Source organism: Exiguobacterium sp. SH31 (assembly GCF_001816105.1).
Lineage (GTDB): Bacteria > Bacillota > Bacilli > Exiguobacteriales > Exiguobacteriaceae > Exiguobacterium > Exiguobacterium aurantiacum_A.
The window spans coordinates 1-13,419 of the sequence record NZ_LYTG01000110.1 but is presented as its reverse complement, the minus strand read 5'-3'; the positions used below and the strand labels follow the sequence as shown (position 1 = coordinate 13,419).

Here is a 13,419-nt window from a genome sequence, read left to right as displayed (position 1 = left end):
TAAAAAAATACATTTCGACTAGATTTCCTACAAAACGCAATCCGAGCGTCCTGTTTCCGTACTCTAGCTCGCTGGTCGTCGGTGCAAGGGACGTCAAAAAAATGACGCGCCCTTCGGCCCGTCTTCCTTCGCTTCAGGCTCAAAGCGAGGCTTTTCGCTCGTTGGCTACGGAAGCCTGGACCTGCGTGCGCTCTACGCATTTTTTTGAGGCTCTCCCTGCGGTCGCCCTTGCACCGTCTCCCGACGCTCGCTTCGTTTCCGTCAACAGGACGCACAACGGTGTTCGTTCTGAGGACAGCTTATCCGAAAGGGGACAAACAACCATGGAACTATCCGCTATCATCGAGGTCATTCGTATCAAGCAAGAGGTTCGCGAGGAAATGGTCGCTCTCGAGCACGCCATCATCCACTCTCCGGACAGCGCCCGACAAATCGGGTCATCGTTCATCGGGGACGACGACCGGGAGGTGTTCCTCGTCATCATGTTAAACACGAAAAATCGGGTCATCGGCGTCCATCGGGCGCATGTCGGGAGCGTCAATTCAAGTGTCGTCCACCCGAGAGAGATCTTCAAATGCGCCATCTTGAACAACGCCTCGTGTATCATCGCCTGTCATCAACATCCGAGCGGGGACCCGACGCCGAGTCGGGAGGACATCCTCGTCTCCGAACGGTTGCATGAAGCAGGCGACCTCATCGGTATCCCGGTGCTCGACCATCTCATCCTCGGGTCGAACGAGTCGTACGTCAGTATGAAACAGCGAGGTTACATGGGTTGAGTGGAATGGAGTGGGGCCGGGGGACCGGTCCCGGTCCGTCCGATAAGGGCATGGACGAAAAACGTACGTTTTTCTTTGACGAGACGGGCGACTCGCGCTGCTCTCGCCTGGATCCATAGAGCGGGATCCGGGAAAAGGTCCGTTTTCGCATAACGAAAACGAGATGGTTCGTGTGTGAAGATTGGACGTTGTTTTGGTCTGTCTCGAAAAGGATTTTTCGATGAAATGACAGAAGTGAAAACACGGTTTGTTTATTGAAAATGACCATGTTTTCTAAACAAGCCCTAGGGCTTGTTTGAAACAACACCAGGGCTTACGTGAAGTAGCCTGAGATGCTACACGATCGGAGACGAAGTATCGTTAGGCTATCAAGAGGAGAGGATGATTGAAATGCAGGATTACAAACTAGATCAACAGACAATGGATGAGATGACCGAGGTATTGCTTCGAAGGATTCCTGATCGGTTGAACGTTGAGAATGAGGACTTCAAACTCGTGAGTATGAACATCCTTTGTGACGTGAAAGAAGGGGAGCGATTGACGCAGGCCACGATTTTCTTCAACACGGATACGCTTCAGGTACATAGTCGGCCATAAGGTTTTTCTATTATGTATATACGTATACATGTAGATTTGTATACGTGTATACATGTATACATGTATACGTATATACATTTTGTGAGCATCATCTCTTTTGGTTTATGGACCAAGACTGAACTGTCTTTAGACGGGGAACAGGTTTATATAAAAATCGGAAAGGATGAGACGTGATGGACGACATGCGATTGGATGACTATGCGTTTAAAGGGTTGGATCCGTTCGTCCGGACGGTGTTTTCGGAACTGATGGAACATCCGGAGTGGATGCGTGTCGTCGACAAGGAACATTGCGTCGAGAAGGTCGTCCGTTTCGACGAGGGGCGAAATTCGCCTTACTTCCGGGTGCTCATCTATTTGGACGGGGCAGAGCGTCCGCGCAAGAAGGTGTATCTGTACGGGACATGGGTGGTGGCGGACGGTGCCGTCAGTTTCGTCGTCTCGGAGCTGTCGAGAGGTGTGTTCGAGTATGAAGTGATGCATGTGCATTGGCTCATCAAGTACCGATTCGAGGATTGGGGCGTGTCCGAGGACGGAGCGTGGGAGAAGGAATGGTGATCCGGGCTCATGCGTGAGCGTCTAGCGCCAGGAGGCGAAGTCGCTCATCGCACCGCTGCCCCCCTGACGGCCCGATAACAAGAGCTGCTGGCTGATTGCCGCATCTCTATGTTCCTGGCCCTTTCTGACGGGAGGCACGGAGCGTAAGAACAACGTCAAAAGCAAGAGCGTGGGCGCGTCTAACGCCACGCAAGGAACACCATTCGGCCGAATGGTGTTTTTGTTTCGAATCCATTCAATGATTTGTGATCAATTCGAAGCCAAAAAATATGCTTACTTTAACACAACGATTATGGTATTATTTAATAAAATCATCATTGTGTTAAAAGGGAGGTCCACCATGTATACGATTGACGAGGCGTTCGAAATCTTATCCAAGAACAAGCTCACAAGCCATAAGGAGACGGTCCGCAACTGGGTACGAAAAGGCGTGATACAGGCGGAACCGCTCGAGTCGCGTAAAAAAGGTTATCGGATCAGTGAGGAGGCGCTCGAGCAGTTCATCAAAGAACGGATGCCTGAAGGATGGGATATGTATCCAGACTCGGTGACAGGGGATTCACGGGATGTCGTTAAAAATGAGGATGAGGCGCCGTACCGCGTCGAAGTCGATGTAGAAGCAATCAAGGAGCAGGGGCGCATTGAAATGTGGCACCAAGTGGCCGGACGTTGGCTATGGGAAGATCACCTTGATATTACACGGACGATGGTACGACGTGCGATCGAGCATAGGGGTCATTCAAAAGAGTTCGAGCAGTTCGTCTGGGAACGATGTCTCAAGGAAAGCGCCCCGCGTAAAAAACCACGAGTCCTTTACTTGGTTGATGCGTTTTTATTCGAAGGAGAGCGAGTGCCGTTCGATCAGGATTTTGGAATTAAAGAAGAACAAATCATGCAAGCGTTGATTGAGCATGTTAGATTGAAAAAGAAATCAGGAATGTATAAAAATGAATCTGATACGACGTGAAAGATTCGTCCGATATGAAGGACGCGAGGAGTCCGTCGTCGAATTGATTTTCCAGATGGGTCAATCAATTTCTGTTTCAAAAAGATGGTTAGGTGGTGCGCTGATGCGAAAGGACTTGACCGGACACCGGTTCGGGAGATTGATTGTTTTAGAGTTCGTTGGGACCGAAGCGGGAAGGACAAGGTGGCGCTGTCTATGTGACTGCGGTAAGGAGGTCGTCGTCAAGGGGGTCTATTTGACAATCGGGGACACCAAGTCATGTGGCTGTTTAAAGCGAGAACAGGAACATGTGCATCTGCGAGAGGAGTATGATGATAAACGTGTGAACGATGTCATGTTGCCGCTGTTCAAAGGAAAAGAACCTCGCAAGGATAGCTCCACCGGGTTCAGGGGCGTGTCAAAATATAAGACCCGAAAGAGCCAAGAGGTGCGTTACCGTGCTTGGATCACCGTTGCGGGGAGACGCCACTACAAATCAGGTTTTTTGACGGCCGAGGAAGCTTATCACAAAGGACGTTTATTACTGGAAGAGATGTATTTGCCCAAACAAGACTAGCTTCATTAAAAAATACGACTCATCTCAACGTAGAGACAGGAGGACATATGGGAACATACACAATTGACTACCACACAGGTGTAATGAGGGAAGTAGATGGAGAGCTCGATCAAGTGAAACGGCAGGCCGTCTCTGCTATTGCGTACACCCAGGAGAATGTCAGCATTCGATTGGGTGGGGAGGTCGTGACTACGGCTCGATGGTATGGACTGGAACCGGAGGAGGATGACGACGTTCTCACGCGCGTGGGAGATGGTTTTTATCAGATGTGGGATGATGAAATCGAAGGGTAGGCTTACTTTTTTTGCACAAGAAGGCTTAAACGTCTCCTGGTCTTCGCTCAAAAAAATCGATTTGCTCAAATGACCAATTGAAGCTGACCTAAAATCAAAAGGCGTATTCTTCCATTTTTGAAGAACACGCCTTTCACAATTATGATTGTATTAAATCTAAGAAGTTACTCCCCGACCATCCCATCATTATCGTTGTCACGCATGTATGGGTAGAGCCAGTGATCGCTCATGATCGGCATGCTGAAACCGGCATCTTTTGCCTCTTGGATCGTCACCTGACCGTTGCCGTTCGTGTCCACGCTCGAGACATCACCTTCGGATTCGGTTGTAGTTTGGGCTTCCGGTTCCGGTTCGCTTTCTGTCAGACCGAGTGCCTCGTTCACCTCGTCCGGGTTGACGTTATCGAACGAATCGACGACAACATTCCCTTTCACCGTATACGTGTATTGATAATGGGACGGGATTTGCGTGCTCGTGTCTGGATACGTGATGATTGCCTCGAAGTCAGTCGCACCCCCGGCCTTTCGGATGACGTCTTCCATATAGGCCTGGTCCCCGTATCGGTTGAGCGTGCTGTCCTGCGGTGTGATGTTGTAGGCGTTCGAGACGCCACCGAGTGAGTCGGCGATGACGTGACCCTCATCGAGCTCGCTGTGTTCGACGCCCGGGACATTCGCCTCGTCATGGTAATAGCGACCATTCGACGTCACGTCTTCCGTGTCGTCGTTTTGTAAGAGGATTTTCTCAGCCACCACTCGCACAAGCTGCCCATGCTCGTTCGTGAACGCCCAATACTCGCGTTCCCCATAACCGATATCGACGACGACGTTCGCTTCACGATATCCTGATCCGTCACCACCATCGACCTCGATCAGTTTGTAGCCTGAGAACAGATCACTGTTCGAATTCGTGGTCGTCTCTTCTGTCTCGACGGTTTTTTCGGAAACAGGTTCGGCAGTCGCCTCTTCTTTGTTCGTTTCAGCCGTCTCGGTTACCGTTTCCTCTTGTGGAGCGGGCTCTTCCATGTTCTCATTTTTGGAAGACGTGTCTTCATTGGTACAACCGGCCATCAGTAGTACGGCCAAAGGTAGGGCTAAATAAGTGAATTTCATTTTTTGCTCCTTCGTACATGATATGTATACATGTATGTACGTAGACAGATCTACATACACACCAATCAATTATATCCTCTGCATCCTCACAATGCGCCAATCCTTCAAGTTTTGGGCTTCCATATGGTTTGTGACCCGTTCAATCATTCTCATCTTTTCGGTCTGAGAAAAATTGAAGGCATCTTCCGATAGTTCCAATTCGACCTCGAGCGTGACTTTGACCTTCTTTTTCCGTTTGTTGAATCGCTGAAGTAGGTAATGCTCAAGTTCGTCGATGATTTCCGCGTCATCGATACCATCAGAGGACTTCAAAGCGATGTTCAACCAAGGATTGAGTCGATCGATGTACGCTTCAAGTTCTTGGGGTGTCGTATTTAAGTATGTCCAAAGGTGATCAAATCGCAGTGTTTCCGTTTTGTAAAACAGTCTAATCCACTCTTGAAGTCTCATGAGATAACTCCTTTTTGATTTAAGTGTATCTCGTGTTACGTATGGCAAACAGTGACGAGTTTATGTACAAATCGAATACGGTTCTTAAAAACCTTAGGAGGTGTTGCACATGAAACTTCGTCGACCAAATCTGTCAAAAACGTTCTTTGTTTTGGAATTTCATTTCATCTATTTCTTCTTTTTTAGATCAGGGTCAGTGGTGAATCGATAGCTGCGTCCCGCATATATAAACGTCTCATCAAAAATCATCCCGTTCATGATAGTGCGATATGGGATGGAGGAGCACGACGTATGTGTTTCTAGATGGTGTGTTGCCTCCGACCGACTCTCCACATCCTTATAGATCGGACTAGTTGATGTATCTTGTTTATTGTCATTCGTTTGTCCTTTTTTGAACTCATTCTATCAAATGAAAAAATCAATGCGCATTGCTTTTCTTAAAAAAGGACTCTCTTTTCATCGTTTCTACTAGATGTGAGCCCCGAGTTATTGTTTAAAGTACTCAATATCATGTTGAGTACTTTTTTTATGGTTTTAAAATTTCTTAAGCGTAGCAGATGGTTTCTCTATTTCATTAATAAACACGGTTATATTGAAACAATAATACAAAAATATTTCAAAGTTACATTTTCATTATATTTTAATCGTTTAATATGTAATTTGCTATTCCCTCTTTTTCTAATTTTGTGTAAGATTCATGATGTCATGTTGTCTTGTTCATAACATTTAATGAAAAATATGGAGGTTATGTATGTATAAGTTAAGTCATAAAATGTTGTCATGGTTTTTAGTCGTGACACTTGTATTATCTTCTTTCCCGATGGGAGAAGGAGTAAAGGCTGAAGAAAATGAAAGAAAAGCGCCTACTTCATCGACTAATGAGGAACAGAATGCTGAACTGGTTGCACCTGATTCCGAGCCGGATTATCTGCCTGTAGAAGACATTACAGGAGATCATGTGGTCGTGACGGAAGGAAATGAGCCTGGTAACTATGAGCTCACCGCCTATGATGACACGGTGAAAATTAAAAATGGCGATGGGGAAATCGTACCTGTGGATGCAACGTTGGAATCGACTCAGGGAGGGTTTTCACCGAAGTCTACAAATCTCCCGGTAAGTTTTGACCGAGCATTACGGTCGGAAACACCATTTTTAGAAGTTGGAGAAGACTCTACAAGTATTGCTTTCACGTTAAAAGGACTCCAGTACGAGGAGGGGCTAGTAGCGCCCAAGGATACTCAAACCCTCGTCCGTGAAAATCAGGTTTGGCATCGAAATGTGTTTCCGAATGTGGACTTGCGTCACATCGCATTGAACGATGAAGTGAAGGAAGACTTGATTTTTAATCAGTCTGCTCAATTACCGAAAGAAATCATTTATGAATTCAATACATCATTGAAACCTGTACTAAAGGATAACCAGATTCTTTTTTACGAAGAGGATGCCCTTGTCATCACGATGCCTGTCCCTGAAATGCAGGACAGTGCAATCGATGAGAAGTCAGGACTTCCCGCTCGCTCTTTTGATATCGTATATGAACTCATTGAAGTGAATGGCAACTTCATATGAGCTTAAAATCGTGCCTAATCAAGAGTGGTTGAACGATCCAGCGCGAGTCTATCCGATTTACGTCGATCCGACACTAGCCCGTGACGCGACCCTCGATACGTTTGTATCAAGTAAGAACCCGACCACGAACATGAACAAGTTTTGGAGCTCGTCTCGTGGCGAGTACGTGCTATGGGTCGGATACTTCGATGCGACGACAGGGACGAACTATGGGTTAATCAAGTTCCCTGCACTGACTGATCTTAGAGGCGCGGTCGTCAGCGCTGCGGAGATGAGTACTTATGTGACTTGGAGTTATTATGCGACGCAAAAAAACGGACTCTGGCTCGATCGGGTGAATGCCAACTGGTCAGAGACCGGGGTCACATGGAATACGAGACCGTCGTCGACGAATCTCCTATCCACGAACGTCGCGAGAGACCAATGGGCGAACTTTGATGTGAGCACGTTTGTCTCTCAAGTCGCCGCAGGAAGTCGTACCGATTATGGATTCAAGTTGCATACGAACGGCAATACCACTACACACTGGAAGCAAATCAGTGCGTCTGAAAACAACAAGAACCGAACGAAGCTGAACGTCACTTACAGCTATCCGAAGATGGCATCAATCACGACGGAAGGATTCTTGACCACCCCGTCGGCGTCTACCGGTTACATCAATATCAACTGGCCAGCGATGACAGGAGCCACGGGATATCGTCTTCAAATGTTTGACGGTAAAGGATGGCAAACGATTTATACAGGTGCCTCTAGGGCCTATACGACAAAAGGTAAAGGACTATTTCCGAAAACTAGTCAATACGTAACTAAAGAATCATCGACTGGTGGGATCAAGTTCCGAAATGGGGACGGTCAAGATCTTTTGGTTGATCCATCAGGTTTCTTTAACACGAGCAGTGGGACCACTACCAACACTTTGTCGTATCAATTCCGTGTAATCGCAGACTATAAACTAGGAAGTGGTTCGGCCTCTTCAGTAGCTAAACGTTCTCTCCAAGAACTGATTCCGGATGTACCGACAGGTCTTGCACTATCAATAGGAGATACAACTGCAGATGACAAAGCTCAATTCGTTCTGGAATGGGATGAGTCAGATTATGCGACAAGCTATGATATATATGCATTTAACGGGTTCGCTTATGAGTTAATTGATAACGTGAAGGAGACGAGTTGGAGCCCTAACGGAAAACGTTTGTTCCCGACGCCACAACAGATCAATGCCATACCGATCAATACGCGGTCAGCCTTTAGAAAAGGTGATGGACAAGATTTCCCCGGGGACCCACGTCCTCTCTATCAGAAGAATAATCCGGATCACGCTATTTATCCTAGCGTCCTTCACTATTATTTTAGAGTTTACGCAAGATCAACTAAGGGTCAAAGTGCAGGATCTACTGTACGTACAATGAATGTACCAGCACCTCGTGTCACTTCCGAGGCAGTAGGGTATTCCGATAACCGACGAAACAACACAGGATTCCTGTTTGCTAATTGGCAGCCTGTTCCTGGTGCTGCCGGGTATAATGTTTATCTCTACAATGGAAAAGAATATGACTTAATAGAGACATTACCAAGTGATGTGACATCATGGCATTCTCGAAACAAAAAACTTTGGCCATTGGAAAACCAGTCGTACAGATTGAACATTGACGGCGTAGTTGGGAAAGGCGGCGAATTGCCGGTTGACCCTAGCCCAAATTATCGGTTATCTGGTGGGAAGTATGGTGATAAGACAAATTATTGGATACGTGTCACCGCACATCGACGTGCATTAAAAAATAATGTATTACTTGCATCTAACTTTGTTTCAGAAGGAAATTTACTTCGCACGCTTCCGACAACACCAAATATTGTGACAGTTGATGAACCGGATCTAGGTACAGAAGAATTTTATCCGATGCTTGATACGTCCCTCGGTGCGTTCAATGTGTTGAAGGGCAACCAGTTCCTTGAAGAAGCCGATGATGTGTTGCCAGGTAGAGGACCATCAGTTTCAGCGGACCGGTATTTAATTCTCAAGCCGTGCGGCTTGGTATGTTTGGGCTCGGGTGGCACAGTGGTTTAGAGCGTCGCCTTGAAATTCCTCAAGAGACTAATCCGAGAGTCGTTCGTTATGTAGATGCAGACGGTAGTGGCCATCTCTTCCTTCGCACTTTAGTCAAAGAAGGCGATCAGATGGTCGAGAAACTGTTGCCGCCTACCGGAGTAGACTATGAATTTTTGATTGATAATGTCAAAAATGAATACGTGATCCAGTCTAGTGACGGGGAACGAGAGATTTATAACGAAGCCGGTCAACTCATCGCCATGGAATATGACGCGAAAGAGGCAGGTAAGAAAAATAAAGTACGTTTCGAGTATGAGGAAGTAAATGGGACGAATCGCCTGAAAGCTGTTTACGCAGCAAGTGATGACGGTACTACATCGCCAAATCGTTTAGTGTTCACATACAATGACAAAGGCTGGGTCAGCGAGATGATCGCTTCAGCTTCTTCAGATGAGAAACTAGAGTCACGGACGTACCGCTATTCGTATGATGCTTGGGATCGACTTGTGAAAGTAGAGAGTTTCAAAGGTGAATCCTCAATCGAAGTCTATGAATATGAATACGCGGAAAGCGTCTCTACAGTCGAAGAGACGGGCGAGGTAGCAGTCCGACCTGACTTCCCTTCTGTCATCAATCGATTGGTATTACCCGGCCATGCTACAGATAGTCCAAACGAAATCCTCGGAGATTTTGATGGGCTCATCCCGTCCTTTGTGACCGAGATTGACGGAACGCGGACAGCCTATAAAAATATCTCGACGGAAGAATCAGATGACAAGGTCTATCAAGTGACAGCTGTAGACAAAGACGAGAATGGCGTTGAAGCACCTCTAGTCTACACATTCAGCAAAGACGGTCACCTGACAAAAGAGACATCCGCTAACAAAACAACAAGTTATAAATGGGATGACCATCGAATCACCAAGATTACAAACCCTGATGGTTCAGTTGAATCAACTGATTATGATGACCGTGAAACGGCAGATGTTGACAAAACAACAGAGCTAGATGGAAATGTTCTAGTCGAGAAAGATGCGACTTCCATCACAACGTATGAATATGCCGAAAACGGAGACGATATCCTTCGTATTGAAGATGAATTCGGTTTGGCAGAAGAAGTGGCATTGAATGAAGACCGTGAAGAGATAATCAATCATGAGGAGCCTGAAGAACGAATTGGATTCACCGAGTATGATTCTCGTGGGAATGTTATTCGCGAGGGTGTTGGATTAACGCCTGGTGTCAATCTATATACGAATGGTGGATTTGAGACTTCGGAAACAGTCACGCCTGGTACACTTGTGACTGGTGGAAGAAATGGAAAAGCTCTGCAGCTTAATAGTGCGACCTTCTCACGTGAAGTGAACGTTAAAGCGGGCTATCCTTACAACCTTGGTATCGACATGAAAACGACAGGAACAGCTAAGGGGAGCGTCACGTTAACGCTACTAAACAGCTCGAATGTATCGGTAGGTTCATATGTGATTCGTCCGATGGGTAACCTTAACGAATGGACAAGACGCTTCGTGGAGTTCACGGCACCCGATGGAGCTGTGAAAGTCCGAGTTACTATTACTTCAGAAAGTGGATCAACTTTGTTCGACGAAGTTCAATTGGATACGGCAAAACAAGGACATGCCGTTTCAGCCTCTGCATTTAACCATGTCGAGCAGAGTGGTTTTGACGGAACAAACAAATGGCAGTTAGTAAAAGCGACAGCAAGCCAAACGGGGTATATGAGCAATACCGGTTTGGAGTTACAAGCAGGCGGGTCAGCCAAGCAGACAATTCTTGTGAACCAAACGATTGCAAAACCGTTCTATGTCAGTGTGTTGGCACAAAAAGCATCTAAAACGGATTCGTTGAATGTTATTGGCACATACGAGGACGGCACAACCGTCCAAAAAACGGCTTCATTTAATGCATTGAACTATACCGATGGTGAGAATGCTTCAACGTGGCAACGTCAGACAATTCAATTGACGTCAGAATCCAATAAAAAACTTGTAAAAGTGGATGTCACCTTACAAAATGGATCAACCACGAATATTATCGTGGATGCAGTACGTGCGTCTGTTGGAAGAGTTGTTTCCGAAGTCACGTATGATAAACAGGGCAACCATGTTTTAAAAGATGCTGGTCTGAGTAAGGTACCGATGATTAATACTGTTGATGCGTTTGGAAACGTATTGACTATCGAGCAGGGAAGTCGGATTTGGCAGAATAAATATGATTTGTTAGGGAGATTAATAGAGACAAAAGCAGAAAACGGTACTATTATTGCTTATGATTATAATGAAAAGGGAGAAGTCACTCAAAAAGCGTTTGGTAAAGTTGTAAATAAAGATAACGTTGTGATAGATCCTGGAGCGATTACGAAATATGCTTACTCAAATGGACGCATTTCGTCAGTAACGCGTCCAAACGGTCAACAGTATCAGTATTCCAATGAAATCTATACAGGTAACTTAATTGAAACGACGCTCCCTTCCGGTAAACGCATTTCCAATATTTACAATGAAGAAGGAAATGTTACTGAAATTAAAGATGGTTCTATTCTACGGTTTAAATATAGTTATGATAAAATTTCTGGGCGTCTTAGTAATGTTCAAAAAGACAGCGATAATTCTAAAGAAAAGAAATACATTTTTGAAACAAGTACGGAAGGTAGAGGTCAGTTGATAAGTTTGACTGATTATCATGGACTCACTCAAAATTGGAACTATCAAAACGTCAATGGAATTGAGTCAGAACTTCTACTTTCCACAAGCCTAGGCAACCTAAACCGAGAATTCACTTATGATGCGGCGAATCGAAATGATTCAGTTTCAGTGAATGTCACTGATACAAATACAAAATCCTTCAAATGGACATTTCGTCATAATGAACACGGGAAGTTAATTCAAATAAGTATGCCCGGACAAAGCGGGGAAACGCTTCTAGAATACGATGAGAATGGTAATATGACTTCTTGGAATGCTTTATCTAATGAAAAGCAGATCGCTTCTGAACAATATAAATATGATTCATACGGAAACCTAATAAACTTGAGTAAAGGAAATCAAATAATATCTTACTCGTATGATGCGATAGATCAACTTATCGAGGAGAAAACATTCGAAGGACAGACACTTAATTATTCCTACGATAAGCGTGGGAACCGGACAGAGATTAATGGTCAAATAGTAGCAAAATTCGATGAATCTAACCGGATGAGCGAATTTATGAACCAGAAAATTGTATACGATATAGACGGAAATCGAATTGATGATGGACGCCTAAAGTATAAATGGGACGGTTTAGGAAAACTTTCTGAAATTGAAGAATTGAACGGATCAAAGAAATGGCAATTCATTTATGATGAACATGGGCGACGCATCCAAAAGACAGGTCCTAGTGGAACGATTTACTTCCATTATGACGGAGATTCAAATCGTCTTATGGCTGAGACTGATACGTCTGGAAAAACAATCCGTGAATATGTATATAATGTTGATGGATTATTGGTAGGTCTAAAAATAGACGATTCATTGTACAATTATCAAAGAAATCATCGTGGAGATGTCATAGCAATTACAGATTCTACAGGGGAAATCTCTGCAGAGTATTCGTATGATGCATGGGGAAACCCTATCACGAAGGGTATTCGAGACACAAAGTTAGTTAATCAACCAATACGGTATGCTTCATATTACTATGATGAAGATCTTGAACTCTATTACTTGATGGCGCGATATTATAACCCAGAACAAGCTGTCTTCTTGTCACTAGATCCTTTAATCGATAGTGACGAATCAATCGAAATGGCAAATGGGTATAGTTATGCGGTTAATAATCCTATAAAGTTCATTGATTCAAGTGGTTTAGCGGTTAAACCAGATGGATTTGGCTCAGGATATAATACAGGAATAGGTGGAGGATCGAGTTATGGTCGTGCTGGAGTAGGTGGCGGAAGTAAACCTGGTAATGGAACAGCAAAAAATAAAAATTCTCAAATCAAGCAAAATCAATCCAAAGGAAAGTGGTTTGAGGATAAAATTTTGCGCGAATTAGGATTGAAAAAAAATACGAAAAAGTATCACAATGCAATTCCTGATGCCGTCAAGGGCAATACTTTCTTTGAATTTAAGAATGCTAATTATGTTTCAAAAACTAAACAGTTCAAAAATTACGAAAAGTCTGTTAATGACGGGGTTCGACTAGTCCTTTACGTTAGACATTGGACAGTTGTTTCTAAGCCAGTGCGGGATTTAGTGAAAAGAAATGGTGGTACAATTCGTAGAAGATAAGGAGTGTTTTTATGGAAGAAGTCAGAATTAGTTTTAACTTTACTCATGATATTAATCAAAAAGAATATGCCTTTAAAATGTTAGCATTATTAAAAACATATAAAATAGAAGTTGAAAAAATGGGGTTCTATGAACCTATTAAAACAAAATTTTCAGAAGAAGAATTTGTAAAAATGTGGACAAAAGGAGATGAAGATTTTTT

At 44.5% G+C, this 13,419-nt stretch carries 11 protein-coding genes and 1 pseudogene; 10 read left to right on the top strand and 2 right to left on the bottom strand.

Translation table 11 applies throughout. The features are described 5' to 3' along the window. Positions 1-323: 323 nt before the first annotated feature. The 6 genes from A6395_RS15275 to A6395_RS15250 all read left to right on the top strand — a co-directional run bounded on the left by A6395_RS15275 (position 324) and on the right by A6395_RS15250 (position 3,749). A complete protein-coding gene (locus A6395_RS15275; protein ID WP_071399684.1) occupies positions 324-779 on the top strand; it encodes a JAB domain-containing protein in 456 nt (151 codons plus the stop codon). A 381-nt stretch (positions 780-1,160) separates the two neighbouring features. Next, positions 1,161-1,376 carry a hypothetical protein gene (locus A6395_RS15270; RefSeq protein ID WP_071399683.1) on the top strand — a complete coding sequence of 72 codons (216 nt, stop codon included), beginning with the start codon at positions 1,161-1,163 and terminating at the stop codon, positions 1,374-1,376. Between the two features lie 173 nt (positions 1,377-1,549). Further along, a complete protein-coding gene (locus A6395_RS15265; RefSeq protein WP_071399682.1) occupies positions 1,550-1,933 on the top strand; it encodes a hypothetical protein in 384 nt (127 codons plus the stop codon). A 340-nt stretch (positions 1,934-2,273) separates the two neighbouring features. Next, a complete protein-coding gene (locus A6395_RS15260; RefSeq protein ID WP_071399681.1) occupies positions 2,274-2,900 on the top strand; it encodes a helix-turn-helix domain-containing protein in 627 nt (208 codons plus the stop codon). 55 nt (positions 2,901-2,955) lie between these two features. Continuing rightward, positions 2,956-3,456, top strand: coding sequence for a hypothetical protein (locus A6395_RS16035; protein WP_159429470.1), 501 nt, complete (start codon positions 2,956-2,958; stop codon positions 3,454-3,456). Between the two features lie 47 nt (positions 3,457-3,503). Then, entirely contained in the window at positions 3,504-3,749 is a 246-nt protein-coding gene (locus A6395_RS15250) for a hypothetical protein (RefSeq protein WP_071399679.1), read from the top strand. 164 nt (positions 3,750-3,913) lie between these two features. On the opposite strand, the gene A6395_RS15245 is transcribed toward A6395_RS15250, so the two are convergent. Together A6395_RS15245 and A6395_RS15240 are read right to left on the bottom strand one after the other, a co-directional pair. Continuing rightward, complete coding sequence (locus tag A6395_RS15245; protein WP_071399678.1) at positions 3,914-4,861, bottom strand: DNA/RNA non-specific endonuclease; 948 nt, start codon at positions 4,859-4,861, stop codon at positions 3,914-3,916. A 69-nt stretch (positions 4,862-4,930) separates the two neighbouring features. Then, the gene (locus A6395_RS15240; protein ID WP_071399677.1) at positions 4,931-5,311 is read right to left on the bottom strand and encodes a hypothetical protein; all 381 of its coding nucleotides are present in this window, start codon (positions 5,309-5,311) and stop codon (positions 4,931-4,933) included. A gap of 751 nt (positions 5,312-6,062) precedes the next feature. Here A6395_RS15240 and A6395_RS15235 point away from each other — a divergent pair. From A6395_RS15235 to A6395_RS15220, 4 genes and pseudogenes are all read left to right on the top strand, one after another. Then, the gene (locus A6395_RS15235; RefSeq protein ID WP_071399676.1) at positions 6,063-6,881 is read left to right on the top strand and encodes a hypothetical protein; all 819 of its coding nucleotides are present in this window, start codon (positions 6,063-6,065) and stop codon (positions 6,879-6,881) included. After that, on the top strand, positions 6,865-8,946 hold the full coding sequence (locus tag A6395_RS15230) for a DNRLRE domain-containing protein (RefSeq protein ID WP_071399675.1): 2,082 nt from the start codon (positions 6,865-6,867) through the stop codon (positions 8,944-8,946). The genes A6395_RS15235 and A6395_RS15230 overlap by 17 nt, the downstream gene beginning before the upstream one ends. Before the next feature lie 110 nt (positions 8,947-9,056). After that, the gene (locus A6395_RS15225) at positions 9,057-13,217 is read left to right on the top strand and encodes an RHS repeat-associated core domain-containing protein (RefSeq protein ID WP_071399674.1); all 4,161 of its coding nucleotides are present in this window, start codon (positions 9,057-9,059) and stop codon (positions 13,215-13,217) included. Positions 13,218-13,228: 11 nt separating this feature from the next. Then, positions 13,229-13,419: pseudogene (locus A6395_RS15220) on the top strand (hypothetical protein); the annotation flags it as partial.